This is a genomic window from Roseivirga spongicola (genome assembly GCF_001592965.1).
In the GTDB taxonomy this organism is placed as follows: domain Bacteria; phylum Bacteroidota; class Bacteroidia; order Cytophagales; family Cyclobacteriaceae; genus Roseivirga; species Roseivirga spongicola.
Genome location: NZ_LRPC01000028.1, coordinates 1,221,413 through 1,238,589, shown reverse-complemented (window position 1 = coordinate 1,238,589; position 17,177 = coordinate 1,221,413). Strand labels below are relative to the sequence as shown.

Below are 17,177 nucleotides of genomic sequence, written 5' to 3'. Positions count from 1 at the left end.
ATTATCATTTTTCGGTAGCAATAATAATAAAAAGAAAACCCCAAGCTGTTCTCAACTTGGGGTTCTCGTCTTTCCTATTAACTGATTAAGTTCAAATGTCTGGGAGATTCTTCAGTCGCACATTTCTAATTATCATGGAAATGTTCTTCTTCTGAATGACGCCATAAAACAGGCTTCTGCAGTACCTAGACTTTGAACTTTAAACCTTGAACCTAGAACTCACCAAGTTACCCTCGATCCCTAAAGGGATGCCAACGAATAACGATCAACGAATAACGATTAACCAATCCCTACACCACGAGATTCACAATCTTCTTCGGTACTACAATCACCTTTTTTGGAGGCTTGCCTTCCAGCCATTTTTGAACGGTTTCATCAGCTAGTGCTGCGGCTTCAATTTCGGCTTTGCTCATGTCGGCAGAGAGCTGAAGTTTGGTGCGCATTTTTCCGTTAATCATTACCGGATACTCAATGTCGCTTTCTTTTAAGTACTCCTCATTAAACTCAGGATAAGGCGCATCTACAATGCTGGTTTCGTGACCAAGCAGCGACCATAGCTCCTCCGTGATATGCGGAGCATAAGGGGAGATAACTACCAACAAGTCTTGTAATACTGCGCGGTTGTTGCATTTCAATGCTGAAAGCTCATTCACACAGATCATAAAAGTGGAAACCGATGTGTTGAACGAGTAACGCTCAATATCTTCCTCTGCCTTTTTAATGGTTTTGTGCAGTGACTTCAGTTCATCTTTACTTGGTGCAGCATCCGATACTTCAAACTCACCTTGGCCGTTGTGGAACAATCTCCAAAGCTTGCCTAAGAACTTGCGCACACCATCAATTCCATTTGTATTCCAAGGCTTGAATTGCTCCAAAGGCCCGAGGAACATCTCGTACAAACGAAGGGTGTCCGCACCGTATCTTTCAATGATATCATCTGGGTTTACCACATTGTACTTCGACTTGGACATTTTCTCCACTTCCCAGCCGCAGATGTATTTTCCATCTTCTAGAATGAATTCGGCATCCGCTAAATCTGGTCGCCAGTTTTTGAAGCCTTCAAGGTCCAATTCATCATTTCGGCAGAGACTAACATCCACGTGCATGGCAGTAGTGTCATATTCTTTTCTCAAGCCAAACGAAACGAACTTATTCTCGCCTTTAACGCGATAAACAAAATTCGATCTACCCTGAATCATTCCTTGGTTAATGAGCTTCTTGAAAGGCTCTTCTTGATTTACATGACCAAGGTCGAATAAAATCTTATTCCAGAAACGAGAGTAGAGTAGGTGACCAGTTGCGTGTTCAGAACCACCAATATACAAGTCTACATTCTCCCAGTATTCCTGCACATCTTTATCGACAAATGCGTTTTCATTGTGCGCATCCATATAGCGGTACCAATACCAGCTAGAGCCTGCCCAACCTGGCATGGTGCTCATTTCAAGCGGATATGCTTCGTTTTCACCTTCAGGGGTGTAAGTAAAGTTTTCAGCCCTACCCAATGGCGGATCGCCATCTTCCGTAGGTAGGTATTTGTCTACTTCTGGTAGAATGATTGGCAAATCTTTCTCAGCTACTAAGTAAGGCGTGTCGTTTTTGAAGTACACCGGAACTGGCTCACCCCAATAACGCTGACGCGCAAAAATGGCATCACGAATTCGGTAGTTGATCTTGCCTTTTCCTACGCCTTTTTCTTCGGCAAAAGCAATGGCTTTGTCAATGGCTTCTAAGCAAGTTAAACCATCCAAGAAACCGGAATTGATCATAATTCCGTCTTTGGTCGGGTCGGCTTGCTCACTGATATCTGCATCTTTTATTACCGGAATAATTGGTAAATCGAAGTGCTTCGCGAAGTCGTAATCTCTTTGGTCACCACAAGGTACGGCCATTACTGCACCAGTTCCATAACCTGCCAATACGTAATCAGCTACCCAGACTGGTACTTTCTCACCGTTGTAAGGGTTAATAGCATAGCTACCAGTAAACACGCCTGAAATGGTTTTTACATCGGCCATTCTATCGCGCTCAGAACGCGTAGCAGCTTGCGCCACATAGGCTTCAACCGCTTCTTTCTGCTCTGGTGTTGTCAACTGGGCAGTCAAATCACTTTCAGGAGCTAATGATAAGAATGTCACGCCAAAGATGGTATCAATTCTAGTGGTGAATACTTCGATTTCCAGATCAGAGTTTTCTACCTGAAAACGCACTTCAGCACCTTTAGATTTACCAATCCAGTTGCGCTGCATTTCCTTCAGCGGTTCTGGCCAATCTATGGTATCTAAGCCTTCCAACAAACGCTCGGCATAAGCGGTGATTCGCATGCTCCACTGCTTCATATTTTTACGAATTACAGGGAAGCCACCTCTTTCAGAAAAGCCGTCTTTTACTTCATCGTTAGAAAGTACTGTTCCTAATTCAGGACACCAGTTTACAGCGGTTTCAGAAAGGTAGGTTAAGCGGTATTTCAGCAACATGCTTTGCTGATCTTCTTCGCTCATGGCGTTCCATTCTTCGGCAGAAAAGCTCGGCACATCTTCATCGCAGGCAGCGTTTACGCTATCATTACCCGACTCGCTGAAGATAGCAGTTAGCTCATCGATTGTTCTGGCTTTAGCAGCATCGTAATCGTACCAGCTGTTGAAGATTTGCATAAAGATCCACTGCGTCCACTTGTAGTATTTAGGGTCGCAGGTTTGTACTTCTTTGTCCCAATCGAAAGCGAAGCCGATGTTTTCAAGCTGTTCTTTGTAGCGCTCAATATTTTCTTTAGTGGTAATGGCAGGGTGCTGACCAGTTTGAATAGCATACTGTTCTGCCGGTAAACCAAAAGCATCGAAACCCATTGGATGCAAGACATTAAAGCCTTTGTTGCGTTTGTGTCGCGAAACAATATCCGAAGCAATGTAGCCCAATGGGTGACCTACGTGAAGTCCCGCACCAGATGGGTAAGGGAACATGTCGAGCGAGTAAAACTTAGGTTTACTCTTGTCTACCGTTGCTTTGAAAGTTTCGTTTGACTTCCAGTACTGCTGCCATTTAGGCTCAATTTGTTTATGATTATAGTCAGCCATTGCCGTTTAACCGATTGTTCTTAGTAAAGCCTGCAAAATTAGTGTTTTTCAATGCTTAGAAAATGGTTTTTGGGAATATTAGTCAACCATAAGGCTGTCATTCCTGCGAAGGCAGGAATCTCTCAGAAAAAAATGTCAACCAATGCAGAACTTCGCTTTCGTGGGGATGATGGGAAAGAGCCCCCATCCAAACCTTCCCCCAAGGGGGAAGGCTTAGCAGCCTGCTAGTTTGGACTGTTTAGTTTGAACTAGCAGTGGCTAAAGCCCCTCTCCAAGGAGAGGGGTTGGGGTGAGGCCTTTTTGATGGCTTTCAACTGCAGAATGACGTGGTAGAATTCCAAAACACCTTCTATATTTAGAGTTTAAATACAAGCTATGTTCGGACTGTTCAAAAAGAAACCCAAGGAGCCAACTCCTCCCAAACTTTTAGACCTCAACAATAACCCTATTGTAGAAGGGTCTGTGGTGAAATCGCTTCGCTATGAATTGGGCGAATGCGTGGTGGAATTAGAAGGTTTGGAGTACTTCTATGTTTCTAAGAGTTCAGGACAGCGCATCAGTTACACCAAAATGGTTGATGCCATTACAGAAAATCAGAAGGTGCTCTTATTGGGTTCTAGCGATGGAGCTGAGTAAGGAGGTTGTCATCTCTCGGCTAAACGAATTTACCTTATTTCAATAGGTAGTTTAATCCAAGTTGAAAGCTTTGAGTTTTTAGCTTATTAGGGTCAGAGTCATCGTTACTCCAAGACTGTACGGGGCTTTCAAATATACTTGTAATGGACTGTCTGTAACTGTATTTAAATTCTACTCTCATTTGCTTGTTCAGCCTATAGCTTAATCCTAGTCCTGCAGCAGCTTCCATAAAGGCACTTTTTGTTTCCTCAAAGTCATTGTCAGATAGGAGAAAGTTATTGTAGATGCCTGCTTCAAAAATGGGAGCAAGTTTAGCTCCTCTGTCTTCAAAACGAACTAAGAATGGAATGGATAGAAATCGTTGGTTTATTTCTTTAGGAATAGGTACATAAGATAGAAATAGTGCCCTCTGATTTACCTGTCCGTAGTAAGCAAAACACGATACACAGTACTCATAGGTTGTAATATCCTTTTTTGAATAGAGCAGCCCAGTTTGAAAACTGAAGCTAGAGTTGGTAAGAAAATTGGCCGTTAGGCCGGTAGAGAAGTTAAATTCATCTCTTGCAATATTGGTGTTCAAGGCGCTTTCTCTTGTGGCCAGAAAACCATCTCCAGATATATTTTCACCAGAAAACTGAAAACCTAATCGAATATTCTTGTCTTGAGAGAAAGCTTCAAGAGAAGCTAGTAGAAGGAGGGTAAAAATAACGTATCTCATGCTTAATGTCTGTCTTTACTGTTTTGACACTAAAGCTTTTAATTTGGTTGTAACTAACCATAGATCAATTGATTCGAAAAGCTAGGATGGGCGCAAAGAAGGAGCAAGAGCAGCATTCTTGTAAGAAACGAGGTGTGAGAAATTCAAAAGCGACTCCAGTTAGGAGTCGCTTTTCAGGTAGTAGTCTACCTCTGGGTAACGGTATGGTGTGTGTTGAATTAGTATACAATTTTAAGGCAGTTTGGTCTGATGGGTAAGCGTAGAATTACTTGGTTTGCAGAACGAGTAGAAAACTGTTTAACATAAATTTCATTTTTCACTTCCAACTTTTCACTTCCTATTCGTTACCTATACATAAAACTGCATATCTATGAGAAATTTATACTTTGTTCTAATGAGTCTGTTGGTAATGAGTTGTTCTTCGCAGGCGCAGATTCTTCAAAAAGCTAAAGGACTGTTGGGAGGAGATGCCGCATTTACTAAAGAGGAAGCTGCCAATGCTTTGAAACAGGCCCTAGAACAGGGAACGGTAAAGGGAGTGAGTGTTGTTTCGCAGGTAGATGGTTATCTGAAGAATCCAGAAATAAAAATCCCTTTTCCACCAGAAGCTGAAAATGTGGAGCAAAAACTGAGAGCCATTGGGCTGGGTAATCAGGTAGATGAAGCGGTGGAGTCCTTGAACAGAGCTGCAGAAGATGCGGCCTCAGAAGCCAAGGATATTTTCATTACCGCTATTAAAGCTTTGACTATTCAGGATGCCATTAACATAGTGAAGGGAGAACAAGATGCAGCCACTAGGTTTTTGGAAAGGACCACCACGGCTGAGTTGACAGCTAAGTTTAGTCCAATAATCAATAGTAGTTTGCAAAAAGTAAATGCCACTAAATATTGGGGAGATGTAATGGGTACTTACAACAAAATCCCTTTTGTAAAGAAAGTTGAAACTGATTTAACGGCTTATGTTACCCAAAAGGCCATTGATGGATTATTTGTAATGATTGCCAACGAGGAGTTAAACATACGTCAAAACCCAGCAGCAAGAACCACTGAGTTGTTGAAGAAGGTGTTTAAATAAGTCTCTTTTTTGCTGATTTCATTCCTAGACCGATGAATATTAGGATGATACCAAAGCTTAGGTTTGTCCAGTCTGGGTCGCTTTGTTTTTGTTGCATTGAACCTAGAAGAGCAAGATAGATGATGTTCGATAAGACGAAACCAAAGCCGCTCCAAATAAAGATTTTAAAGAATAGGCCAAGTAAATTCTTCATGTCTAATCCAAAAGATACTGATTCATCAGTTCTCTTTTTTGTCAAATAGTTAACAACAGAAATACCCAGGTAAAGTATTAAAAGGGAGATGACTAATTGAATAAATAGGTTAGGGTAATTATTTGTTGGGTTAGGGAAGATTTGACTGAAAGGATCCATGTTTTGTGTTTATTGTCTTGGCTAAATATATACAAAAGATCTAGGTAAGAAAAAGCTAGGAATAAGAAGGCTGTCTCAAAAGCTACTATTTTCGTCATTCTTAGTTTGACTGAGAACCTCTTTCGGCCTGTAAAGCCAGTCTAGGGAGATTCCCTCCCGATATGTCAGGACGAAGTCGGGAATGACAATTAGCTTTTGAGACAGCCTCCTTTAAATCTGCAATATTATTTCCTAACTATTTATTCGGCTGAGGTGTAGTTCTCAAATAAGGTTTGATGACCTTATGCCCTTTAGGGAATTTGGCTGGGATGTCTTCTGTTTTAATGGCCGGAGAAACCACTACATCTTCACCATTTTTCCAATCTGCCGGTGTGGCTACGCTATGATTAGCCGTAAGCTGAAGGGAGTCTATTACTCTTAGAATCTCCAAGAAGTTTCTTCCTGTTGATGCAGGGTAGGTAAGCGTTAACTTCACTTTCTTGTCTGGCCCAATTACAAATACCGAACGCACCGTAAGCGTATCATTCGCATTGGGGTGAATCATGTCGTAAAGTGTTGCCACATTTCTATCTTCATCGGCAATAATTGGAAAGTTTACCGAAGTGTTCTGGGTTTCGTTGATGTCGTTGATCCACCCTTTATGAGATTCTAGACCATCTACTGAAACAGCAATGGCTTTTACACCTCGCTTCTCGAATTCACTTTTTAGTTGCGCAGTTCTGCCCAGCTCGGTAGTACATACGGGTGTGTAGTCTGCCGGATGAGAAAATAAAAGTCCCCAGCCATCGCCCAGCCACTCGTGAAAGTTGATGGTTCCTTCTGTTGTCTCTGCTGTAAAATCTGGAGCTATGTCTCCTAATCTGATTGCCATAATTGTGTTTTTTAGATTGAATAACTGCTAGCTCAAACGTAAGCAGAGACACAAAGTTCAAAAACTCTATAGAAATTATAGGATGTTAATTTCAGCCTAAAATCTAGGCGAAAGTGAAGTTATAGTTGGCCGTGAAATTCCAGATTATAGCTACACCAATGGCAATGAGTTTAGCGAGATAGAAATTCATGTCTTTCTTATTCACTAAAAGGTAAATAACCAAGGTGTTAATGCCTAGACCTATTAAGGCAATAGAAAGGTATTGGGAAAACTGAATGAAGTCATCGGGATTTTTGTCTTCAAAAGTCCAATACTGGTTCAGTAAGAAGTTAGTAGTTGCTGCACATAGAAAGCCAATTCCGTTGGCCACATATTTATTCATTTTCATTTTCTCCTTGCCCACGTAGGTAAGGGAATAGTCTATTAAAAGACCCGAGAAGCCTACAACACAGAATCGGATAAACTTGAAAAAGACTTCAGTCATTTAGATAAAAGTGAATTAGCACAGCTACAAATATGCAGAAGATTTGATGTTCTTAAAAAACCTTAGTTTTGCCATCTTAAATTTCTTCGATGATCAAAGAATATTTCAACTACAAGAAGAATCCGTTTCCACTGTTTCTTCTACTTTGGTTTGTCTTCTGTGGCGTTTTCAATGCCCTAATTGAGGTAAATGGTGAAGAGGCATATTATTGGCTTTTTTCTCAGTATCCTGCTTGGGGTTATCTAGACCACCCTCCAATGGTAGGATTCTTTACAGCTCCTTTTTACTGGATGTTCAGCAACCCTTTTGGCCTGAGGTTGGGGATGTTAGTTGGCAATATTCTAACGCTCATTGTGGTGCGCAAAACTCTGCTAAAAAAGGATGACAACCTGTTTATCTGGCTAGCCATTGCTTCTATAATGATTCACGTAGGGGCTTATCATGTGAAAACAGATGTTCCGCTTTTATTATTTGTAGCCATGTTCTTTTACTTCTACAAGAAGTATTTGAATGACGATAATCTTAAAACGATATTCTTTTTGGCTATTTCTATTGCAGGAATAATGTTGAGTAAGCACCACGGCTTTTTGATGGTCATTTTCACGGTTGCTTCGAACCCTAAAATGTTCCTGAAGAAGTCTTTCTGGCTAGTGGTTTTATTTACCACCGTTTTGATGATACCGCACACCATCTGGCAATATCAGAATGAGTTTGCGACCATAAAATTCCATCTCTATAACAGAATAGATATGGGCTTTAGCTGGGAAACTATAGCCTACTATATCGGCATTCAGCCTATAGTTTTTGGGCCATTAGTTGGTGTTATGCTCATTGGAGGTTCAATTCTTAACAAGCACACTTCAGACTTCAGAAGAGCTTTGAGGTTTTGTCTGGTTGGGGTGTTTGTATTCTTTCTTATTTCAACCTTTAAAGTTGAATTTCATAAACATTGGACGAGCATAATGCTCGTACCTTTGCTCATTTTGGGGCATGAATATATTGCTGAGCATCAGAAGTGGAGGAGAATTACCAAGAAGTTGATGATCATTTCAGTAATTCTGATTATTCCAGCCAGAGTGTATTTAGCTCATGATTTTCTGCCAGAAAAGTGGACTGAAGGCTGGGATGTGCTCCATGGTTGGGACTCATGGGCCGATGAGGTTCAAGAACTGAGTGGAGGCTTGCCAATTATGTTCAACAATCATTATGAAAGAGCCTCTAGATACGCTTGGCTCACAGGCGATATTGTACACTGCTACAATACTTTCGACTATAGAGAAACGCAGCATGACCTGATGGATTTGGAAGAAAATTTACAAGGGAAAAGAGTGTTCCAAATCAACCGGAAAAGAGATACCACTCGCTATGCAGACTTTGAGACCAGCATTGGCAAGGGCATCCACTACAGGGTTATTGAAGATTTCAGAAGCTTTAGAAAGGTGCAGGTAGAAGTTGTTGATGAAGAACGAGTAGAGTTGTTGGAAGCAGGTTCGGCCACATTAAAGTTGAAACTCACCAATAAGTACGATAGAACTGTAGACTTTGCGTCTCTAGGTGATAGAAAGGTTGTGCTCAATGCACATTTTCTTAAAGGGTTGAGGCCAGTTGGTTTGCAGCAACTTAAGGTGCTAAACCAAAGGATGGCCTCTGAAGAGGAGTTAGAGTTGGAAGTATCTATCAACCAGCCTCAGCTGGAAGAGGAGGGCGTGTATCACCTTCGTTTTTCCATTCAGGTAGAAGGAATAGAGCCGCCAATTAACTCTAAGAAATATGAGCTTGAGCTAGATTAGGTCTTCGTGTTCAGTGCTTTTTGGCGTGCCATCTTTGTTAAACCTAAGCCTTAATTGCCTTTCGGTTATTACAATGGCAGCCATCATGGCAACTGTGAAAACCGCTACTGCTACAATAATGCTGGTTTCTCTCTCAAAAATGAATACTGAGAAAACCTGAACGGTTATACTAATGGCTGCTGCCCACCACATGAGTTTGGAGCTGTATTTTTGGGCAAACTTCCAGGTTTCTTCGCTTTTCATAGACCATTTCGTTCTGTAGCCCACCAGTTTGTTGGGTTCGTCAATATCTATAAAGTGCATTAAAAAGGCTGGAAGTATGGTCGATGAGGCCATAATCATGTGAACCAAAATAAACTCTGACTTTTCCATTAGGTACTAATAAAATCAAGAATATTCGAAATTGTACCAGATCTGCCCATTTTGTACATCTCTGTGTATCCGCATCGAGTGCAGCTAATTGTGGCAAATTTTCGGTTTTGGAGGTCGAAGAATTTACTAAGGCCACTGCCCGTAGTAGCAATTGAATCGGTTTCAAAACTTCGGTTTTCACACTTTGGGCATTTCCAGTTTCTGTGTTCCATTAATCTTTCTTTTTGGGGAGTCTATTGGCTTCTTTAAGCGCTTTATTTACAATCCATTCCATTTGGCCATTGGTACTACGAAACTCATCGGCTGCCCATTTTTCGACAGCCGCAAGAACTTCAGGATCTAACCTCAATACAAAAGGCTTCTTTTTTGGCATAATCAATATTTCTCTTTGCCGAGCACTAAATAAAAGTCTCCCAGCGATGTCACAATTCTCCAGCCCGACATAGCCATTTCATTCAATCGCTTTTCGAACTTTTCCACTTTTTCAAACGGACCTTTTTGAATGATTTTATACTGCATGGCTTAATGATTTAGTGTTCCTGCATTAACAACCGGAGAGGCCGATTTGTCCGAGCAAAGCACCACCATAAGGTTGCTTACCATGGCTGCCTTCTTTTCCTCATCTAGGTCTACAATCTGCTTCTTGTTCAACTCTTCAAGAGCAGATTCAACCATGCCCACAGCACCTTCTACAATCTTATACCTAGCGGCAACAATGGCGGTGGCCTGCTGTCTTTGAAGCATGGCACTCGCAATTTCTTCGGCATAGGCCAAGTAACCAATTCTTGCCTCAATTACCTTAATGCCCGCTATAGCCAACCTTTCAGACAACTCGCCTTCAAGGTCATGATTTACTTCTTCCATTCCAGATCGAAGCGTGATTTCACTGTCATCTTCAAAGTTGTCATAGGCGTAAGTATTGGCCAGTTTTCTCACCGCTGCATCCGTCTGAACACGCACGAAGTGGGTATAATCATTTACCTCGAAAGCTGCTTTATAAGTTTCTTCTACCTGCCAAACCAAAATCACAGAAATGAGAATGGGGTTCCCGAGTTTGTCATTCACCTTTACCCTTTCGCTATCGAAATTATGTGCTCTAAGCGATATTTTCTTTTTGGTAAAGAAAGGATTAACCCAGAAGAAGCCATTTTCTTTAGCAGTGCCTCGGTAGTCGCCAAAGAAGATTAATACCCTCGATTGATTGGGTTGAACCACAAAAAATCCGGGAAGCATAAACAGAAATAGAATGAATAGAATGCCAAAGTATGGATTTCTAGTGATGGCTAAACCAGCTACTCCGGCAGCAAAAATGAGGAAGGCTATGGCTAGCATTCCAAAACCAGAGCTAGGCTTATAAGGTGTTTCGTTTTTCATGGTGTTGAATTTAAAGTGATATTAAAATGATATCAAATTGTTGTTGAATTTACGGAGTGATTTTGAAAAAGGTTGGCTTTTGGCCGAAAAATTTTTTCAAGACTAGACAAACAGCGTAATTCAAGTATGGAACTGAAAATCACTAGACCGACCCTTTTACTCGATGAAAATAAAATGTTAGCTAACCTTCAGCGAATGCTTGAAAAGGCTGAAAGAACAGGAACTGAGCTAATACCACATTTCAAGACTCATCAGTCTAAAGAAATAGGTCAACTGATTAAAGAGAAGGGAGTAAAGAAGATCACCGTTTCATCTATGAAGATGGCTGAATACTTTGCCCAAAACGGCTGGAACGACATAACCGTGGCATTTCCATTCAACCCTTTAGAAATAGATGTTGCTAACCAGCTTATTGAACAGGGGGGAGCACTCACTATATTGGTTTCAGACCCGGCTGTGGTTTCCATATTGGCAGGTAGGTTCTCAGGCAAGGTCAACGTGTTGGTAGAGGTTGATGCAGGTTATAATAGATCTGGAATAGATTCTGCTGAAACAGATTTGATTAAGAGTCTTTTGACCGAGCTGAAAGAAGACGCTTATATGGACTTCTATGGTTTGTATTGCCACCCAGGTAATACTTACCAAACAGACAATATTGAAGAGATTAGACAGATTTGGGCTGCAGCTATTAAAAAAGTAAATGGGCTAAAGAATGCTATTTTGCCCTTGGCTCCAGACTTAAAGGTGAGAATGGGAGATACTCCTGGCTGTACAGTTGTTGAAGATATGGACGGAGTAGACGAAATTGGGCCTGGTAATTTCATCTTCTACGATTTAGTAATGAATTACCTCAATGTTTGTGATGAATCGGACATTGCAGTAGCCGTTGCTTGTCCTGTTGTGGCCAAATATGAGGAGAGAAATCAGATAGTTGTACATGGTGGTGCGGTTCACTTTTCTAAAGACCATTTGTTCGATGATCAGGAGCGAAAGTTCTTTGGCGAATTGGTTATTCTTGCGGAAGATGGTTGGTCACAGATAATTTCAGAGGCTAAACTCACCTCCCTTTCTCAAGAGCACGGTGTGCTTACAGTTAACCAAGAAACGTTCAATACTATCCAAATTGGTGATGTTTTGGGTTTTCTACCCATACACTCTTGTCTAACAGCCAATCTGTTAAAGTCTTACTTAACCCTAGATGGGAAGGTTTATGAGCATTTAGAAAATTCTTAGTCTCATGCAACTTGGTTGAGTTTACCAACGTCTTGCGTCCAAAGGTGCAAGCCAAGGTCAAAACTCAAATCAACAACCATGTTAAAAAATTACTTCAAAATTGCTTTAAGAAGCATTTGGAAAGACAAGTTCTTCTCCTTCCTCAACATTTCAGGTCTGGCTATTGGGATAGCTTGTTGTTTATTGATCGTCACTTATGTTCGCTACGAACTGAGTTATGACAAGCACTTTCAAGGACACGAGAATATTTACCGAATAATAATAGACGGCAGTTTTAATGGTAGAGATTTCACCGGAGCCGAATGTCCTGCTCCTGCAGGAACCACTTATAGAGATCAGATTCCGGGTGTTGAGCAGCGTTTACGCATGCGTAGCACAGGTAGCTGGATTGTTAAATATGAAGAGAAGGTTTTTAATGAAGAGAGGGTGGTTTTCTCTGACGAAACTTTCTTCGATGTTTTTAAAGTAAAGCTCATTCAGGGCAACCCTGAAGAAGTGCTAAGTAGAAAAAATCATCTGGTATTGAGCCAAACTTTAGCTACAAAGTACTTCGGTACTCAAGATCCTGTGGGTAAGGTGGTACGTTTAGATAATGACAGCGATTGGACAGTTGCAGGAGTTTATGAAGACATTCCTGCAAATAGTCATTTTCGGTTCAATATGATTCTCTCATTTATTACGCGAGAAGATGAATACAATGGTCAGGAATGGTTGAATCAGAATTACGATACCTATCTGGTATTGAATGAAAATGCCAGTGTAGAGGGTGTACAGGCTCAAATGAATGAGATTGCCATTGAAAAGATGGGCGTTGAATTCAAACAGTATCTAGACATGACTTATGATCAGTTTTTGCAGGCTGGTAATAGCTTTAACTACTTTCTGCAACCTTTGGCCGATGTGCATTTAAAGTCGGACGGTTATGGTGGTTTTGAACCTGAGGCCGATATTACTTATGTCTACATTTTTTCTGCAATAGCCGCTTTCATTCTCATAATAGCTTGTATCAACTTTATGAACCTCTCTACTGCCAGAAGCGCTAATAGAGCTAAAGAAGTAGGGGTAAGAAAGGTGATGGGCTCTCTAAGAGAGCAGTTGATTTTCCAATTCATTTCAGAATCTGTTCTTATTACTTTCTTGAGTGGCCTAATAGGTCTGGCCATTGCCATTGTTGTATTACCATTCTTCAATGATTTTGCTGAGCGACAAATGAGCTTGAGCTTTTTAGAGAGCCTTCCTTTTGTGGTATTAGGTTCATTAATAGTAGGTTTCTTGGCCGGAATCTATCCTGCATTTTTCCTATCTGCGTTCACGCCTGTAAAGGTGCTTAAGGGGAATGTGAGCATGGGTATGAAAAGTGGCGGTTTACGAAAAACACTGGTCACCTTTCAGTTCTTTATTTCTATTCTCTTAATCATCGGTACGTTCAGTATCCTCAATCAACTGAACTATATTCAAAATAAGAAACTAGGTTTTGAGAAAGACCAAGTTCTACTAGTACATAATACCTATCTGTTGGGCGAAAATTTTGAGCCTTACAAAAACAGAACGCTGAGTAATGCTAATGTAGAAAGTGTAAGTGCCACATGGTATTTACCTACATATAGTAGTAGGTCATCTACGGTGTTTTTTCCAGATGCCATTGTAGATCAAGATAGGGGACAAGTTTCGCAAAACTGGTATGTAGAAGATACTTATGCTGAGGTTTTTGGTTTAACGCTAAAGGCTGGAAGATTTTTTGATAAAGACATTCCTACTGATTCCATGACTATGGTTATTAACGAAAAGGCTGCACAGGTTTATGGTATCGATGATCTTGAAAATGCTGTAATCGGAGATTTCAATAATGATGGGTCTAGTTTAGACAGATATAAGGTCATAGGCATTATTGAAGACTTTCACTTTGAGTCATTAAAGGCAGAAATTGGTCCCTTAATTATGCGGTTAGGCTCTCAGCGAGGATATATGGCCATGCGCCTCAATTCTGCTAACTATCAACAGGTGATAGATGATGCTAAGGCCGCTTGGGATGAAATGGCTGCAGATCAACCATTTGAGTATAGCTTTTTAGACGATAGGTTCGGAAATATGTATGAAGCCGAAAGTCAGTTGGGTGAAATATTCTCCATTTTCGCCACTCTAGCCATTATTATTGCCTGCTTAGGTTTGTTTGGTTTGGCAGCCTTCACAGCTCAGCAGAAAACCAAAGAAGTTGGCATAAGAAAAGTTCTTGGTGCTTCACTGGGCCAGCTCATCTACCTAATGAGTAAAGAAGTGTCAATACTTATAATTATCTCATTCATAATTGCTTCGGCCGTAGGCTGGTATGGTGTAGACCTCTGGCTTCAATCATTTGCTTATAGGCCGCCTATTAGTGTGACCGCCTTTATATTGGCAGGAGTAAGCGCGTTGCTAGTGGCCCTTATAACTATGAGCTATCAATCAATAAAAGTGGCTACAGGTAACCCGGTTAAAGCCTTGAGAAATGAATAAAACTGGCGGCTGTCTCAGTGGCTACTAGTTTTGTTCATTAACAGCTTTACTGTCAATAACTAAGGGTTTTTGAAGATGCTTTTGACAGGTTCCTTCCCGATGAATCGGGAGGGAACTGGATGTGTAAGTCAGCTGTTGAGACAGCCATTTTTTCTTCTTACCGATGCGTAGCGTTGGTTTACCGAATGGCACTATAGACTTTTTGTCTTTTACTCTTCCTTTATATCGTCAAAACTCAAACAACACAAACATGTATCGTAATTATCTGAAGGTCGCGTTCAGGAGCTTATTAAGAAATAAGTTCTATTCATTACTCAACATTTCTGGTCTGGCCATTGGCATTGCTTGCTGCATTCTCATAATGCTTTTTGTTACCGATGAGCTCAGCTATGATAAGCACTTCGAAAAGGCCGATAGAATTCATAGGCTTACCATGTCAGGAGCACTGAATGGCTCTTCTTTCGACTTGGCTGTAGTGGGGCCTTCTGTTGGAAAAGCCATGTTAGACGACTACCCTGAAGTTGTAGAATATGGTAGGTTCAGAGGAAATGGTTCTCCTTTTATTCGTTATGGTGAAAATGTATTTAAGGAAGAAAATTTCGTTTGGGCAGATCATTCCATTCTTAGCATTTTCGATATGGACTTGGTCTTGGGTGACCCCGAGACTGCTTTGGTCAATCCGAAGTCTCTTGTAATGAGCGAAACTGCTGCCAAGAAGTATTTTGGTAGCGAAGACCCAATTGGTAAAACCATTGAGTTTGGTTCTAATAAAGACTATAGCGTTACAGGAGTTTTTAAAGATGTTCCTAAAAACTCTCACTTCGAATTCGATGTGCTAGGGTCTATGGAGACCTTAGATGAAGCGAAACGACCTATGTGGTTAAGTATGAATTTTCAGACTTATGTGGTGCTTACTGAAGATGCTGATATAGCTTCTATGCAGGCACGTTTTCCAGAAATGTTGAAGAGATACGTAGGCCCGGAGTTGAAGCAGTTCATGAACATGGATTGGGATGAAATGGGTGATGCCGGATCAGATATGGCTTTTGATATGCAGCCACTTACTGATATTCATTTGCATTCAGATCTTCAAGGGGAACTTGCTGCAAATGGTGACATAAAATACGTGTACATCTTTTCTGCCATTGCTTTATTTATTCTACTCATTGCGTGCATTAATTTCATGAATTTGGCCACGGCCAGATCGGCACATAGAGCTAAAGAAGTAGGAGTGAGAAAGGTTTTAGGTTCATTGAAACTGCAACTTGTAAATCAGTTTTTGGCAGAATCATTGTTGATTAGCTTTCTATCATTTCTCTTAGCTATTGGCCTTGCGTATGTGGCTCTTCCTTTCTTCAATGATTTATCTAACAAGGAGTTAAGTATTCCTTTTGCCAATCCCGTTTTTCTAGGAAGCGTCTTTTTAGGCGTGCTAATGGTTGGTTTGTTAGCCGGTAGTTACCCAGCGTTTTTCCTTTCGGCTTTTCAACCTGTAAAAGTGCTAAAAGGAAGTCTTAGTGGAGGAATGAAAAGTGGTGCATTAAGGAATGTATTGGTAGTAGTTCAATTCTGTACTTCCATCTTTTTGGTAATTGGTACTTTGGTAATTCTTAACCAACTAAACTTTATTCAGAATAAGAGTTTGGGCTTCGATAGAGACCAGGTTTTAATTATCAATGACGCTTACCTAGCTAGGTCTAACGTACAGGCTTTAAAAACCGAAATACAGACCTTTCCAGAAGTAAAATCGGTTTCAGTTTCTGGCTATTTGCCCACACCTTCAAATAACAACATGAATGTGTTTATAAAAGGGTTAGTGGCTTCGCAAGATAATCAGGTGCTCATGAGTAATTGGTATGTAGACCATGATTATATAGAGACTATGGGAATGGAAATGGTGGCTGGGAGAAGCTTTTCCAAAGATTTTGCCACCGATTCGCTTGGTATTATAATTAATGAAGCCGCTGTGAAAGAGTTTGGGTTCGAAGATCCGATAGGCCAAGCCATTGGCAACTTTGTAGACATGCAAGGAACCATACAAGGACTTAAAGTGGTGGGAGTAGTGAAAGACTTTCATTACAGAACCCTTAAAGATAGAATTGCCCCTATGTGCATGATGCTTGGAGATAATGCAGGTTTAATGAGTATTAAAGTGAACACCAATGATTACTCTGGTTTGATAGCCAAAGTTGAAGATTCGTGGACTCGCTTGGCTCCAAATCAACCATTTGAGACATCTTTTCTAGACGATAGATTCAACCGAATTTATGATACCGAACAACGTTTAGGACGAATATTTGGAGTGTTTGCCGGTCTAGCTATTCTAATAGCTTGTTTGGGCTTATTTGGTCTGGCTTCATACACTGCAGAAAACAGAATTAAAGAGGTGGGAATAAGAAAAGTACTCGGGGCTAATGTTGGTCAATTGGTTTTCTTGCTTTCGAAAGACATGGGTAAGTTGGTTTTAATTGCATTCGTAATTGGAGCCCCTTTAGCATGGTATTTTATGAATTCTTGGTTGTCTGGTTTCGAATATAGAACAGTTATTGGTTGGTATGTTTTTGCGGTTACAGCTGTAGGAGCTTTGTTCATAGCCTTGCTTACCATGAGTTATCAATCGCTTAAAGCGGCCATGGGAAACCCGGTTAAAGCGTTAAGAAGCGAATAGATTTTAAGATTGTAGGGTCAAGGTAGTCAACGGCTTA

16 protein-coding genes are annotated in these 17,177 nt (G+C 40.8%); 6 read left to right on the top strand and 10 right to left on the bottom strand.

Annotation, left to right across the window (positions count from 1 at the left end):
- Nucleotides 1-290: 290 nt before the first annotated feature.
- The gene (gene leuS, locus AWW68_RS17355) at nucleotides 291-3,074 is read right to left on the bottom strand and encodes a leucine--tRNA ligase (RefSeq protein WP_068223938.1); all 2,784 of its coding nucleotides are present in this window, start codon (nucleotides 3,072-3,074) and stop codon (nucleotides 291-293) included.
- A gap of 375 nt (nucleotides 3,075-3,449) precedes the next feature.
- On the opposite strand from leuS, the gene AWW68_RS17350 reads away from it, so the two are divergent.
- The gene (locus AWW68_RS17350; protein WP_068223935.1) at nucleotides 3,450-3,710 is read left to right on the top strand and encodes a hypothetical protein; all 261 of its coding nucleotides are present in this window, start codon (nucleotides 3,450-3,452) and stop codon (nucleotides 3,708-3,710) included.
- A 34-nt stretch (nucleotides 3,711-3,744) separates the two neighbouring features.
- Here the strand turns inward: AWW68_RS17350 and AWW68_RS17345 are convergent, their stop codons facing one another.
- Nucleotides 3,745-4,428 carry an outer membrane beta-barrel protein gene (locus tag AWW68_RS17345; RefSeq protein ID WP_068223932.1) on the bottom strand — a complete coding sequence of 228 codons (684 nt, stop codon included), beginning with the start codon at nucleotides 4,426-4,428 and terminating at the stop codon, nucleotides 3,745-3,747.
- Nucleotides 4,429-4,798: 370 nt separating this feature from the next.
- On the opposite strand from AWW68_RS17345, the gene AWW68_RS17340 reads away from it, so the two are divergent.
- On the top strand, nucleotides 4,799-5,503 hold the full coding sequence (locus AWW68_RS17340) for a DUF4197 domain-containing protein (RefSeq protein WP_068223928.1): 705 nt from the start codon (nucleotides 4,799-4,801) through the stop codon (nucleotides 5,501-5,503).
- Here AWW68_RS17340 and AWW68_RS17335 read toward each other — a convergent pair.
- The 3 genes from AWW68_RS17335 to AWW68_RS17325 form a co-directional block, all read right to left on the bottom strand.
- Nucleotides 5,496-5,855, bottom strand: coding sequence for a hypothetical protein (locus AWW68_RS17335; protein ID WP_068223925.1), 360 nt, complete (start codon nucleotides 5,853-5,855; stop codon nucleotides 5,496-5,498). The two genes, AWW68_RS17340 and AWW68_RS17335, sit on opposite strands and share 8 nt — an antisense overlap.
- Nucleotides 5,856-6,090: 235 nt before the next feature.
- Entirely contained in the window at nucleotides 6,091-6,726 is a 636-nt protein-coding gene (locus AWW68_RS17330) for a peroxiredoxin (protein WP_068223923.1), read from the bottom strand.
- Between the two features lie 103 nt (nucleotides 6,727-6,829).
- The gene (locus AWW68_RS17325) at nucleotides 6,830-7,210 is read right to left on the bottom strand and encodes a GtrA family protein (RefSeq protein ID WP_068223919.1); all 381 of its coding nucleotides are present in this window, start codon (nucleotides 7,208-7,210) and stop codon (nucleotides 6,830-6,832) included.
- 89 nt (nucleotides 7,211-7,299) lie between these two features.
- Between AWW68_RS17325 and AWW68_RS17320 the strand changes: the two genes are divergently transcribed.
- Entirely contained in the window at nucleotides 7,300-9,000 is a 1,701-nt protein-coding gene (locus tag AWW68_RS17320; protein WP_068223915.1) for an ArnT family glycosyltransferase, read from the top strand.
- Here AWW68_RS17320 and AWW68_RS17315 read toward each other — a convergent pair.
- Genes AWW68_RS17315 through AWW68_RS17310 form a run of 5 tightly spaced genes read right to left on the bottom strand, consistent with a single transcriptional unit; the run spans nucleotide 8,992 to nucleotide 10,746 of the window.
- Entirely contained in the window at nucleotides 8,992-9,372 is a 381-nt protein-coding gene (locus tag AWW68_RS17315) for an SdpI family protein (protein ID WP_068223912.1), read from the bottom strand. The two genes, AWW68_RS17320 and AWW68_RS17315, sit on opposite strands and share 9 nt — an antisense overlap.
- Nucleotides 9,372-9,584, bottom strand: a complete 213-nt coding sequence (locus AWW68_RS20510; protein ID WP_084375734.1) for a zinc ribbon domain-containing protein — start codon at nucleotides 9,582-9,584, stop codon at nucleotides 9,372-9,374. The genes AWW68_RS17315 and AWW68_RS20510 overlap by 1 nt, the downstream gene beginning before the upstream one ends.
- The gene (locus AWW68_RS19960) at nucleotides 9,584-9,745 is read right to left on the bottom strand and encodes an Arc family DNA binding domain-containing protein (RefSeq protein WP_084375733.1); all 162 of its coding nucleotides are present in this window, start codon (nucleotides 9,743-9,745) and stop codon (nucleotides 9,584-9,586) included. Before AWW68_RS19960 ends, AWW68_RS20510 begins: the two co-directional genes overlap by 1 nt.
- Nucleotides 9,746-9,747: 2 nt before the next feature.
- Entirely contained in the window at nucleotides 9,748-9,891 is a 144-nt protein-coding gene (locus tag AWW68_RS20185) for a hypothetical protein (RefSeq protein ID WP_157717702.1), read from the bottom strand.
- A gap of 3 nt (nucleotides 9,892-9,894) precedes the next feature.
- Nucleotides 9,895-10,746 (bottom strand): SPFH domain-containing protein, encoded by an 852-nt coding sequence (locus AWW68_RS17310; protein WP_068223910.1) that lies wholly within the window; start codon nucleotides 10,744-10,746, stop codon nucleotides 9,895-9,897.
- A 126-nt stretch (nucleotides 10,747-10,872) separates the two neighbouring features.
- Here AWW68_RS17310 and AWW68_RS17305 point away from each other — a divergent pair, with 126 nt between their 5' ends.
- From AWW68_RS17305 to AWW68_RS17295, 3 genes are all read left to right on the top strand, one after another.
- The gene (locus AWW68_RS17305; RefSeq protein WP_068223907.1) at nucleotides 10,873-11,979 is read left to right on the top strand and encodes an alanine racemase; all 1,107 of its coding nucleotides are present in this window, start codon (nucleotides 10,873-10,875) and stop codon (nucleotides 11,977-11,979) included.
- A 78-nt stretch (nucleotides 11,980-12,057) separates the two neighbouring features.
- Nucleotides 12,058-14,472, top strand: a complete 2,415-nt coding sequence (locus AWW68_RS17300; protein ID WP_068223904.1) for an ABC transporter permease — start codon at nucleotides 12,058-12,060, stop codon at nucleotides 14,470-14,472.
- Between the two features lie 250 nt (nucleotides 14,473-14,722).
- Complete coding sequence (locus AWW68_RS17295) at nucleotides 14,723-17,140, top strand: ABC transporter permease (protein ID WP_185101291.1); 2,418 nt, start codon at nucleotides 14,723-14,725, stop codon at nucleotides 17,138-17,140.
- Nucleotides 17,141-17,177 lie beyond the last annotated feature (37 nt).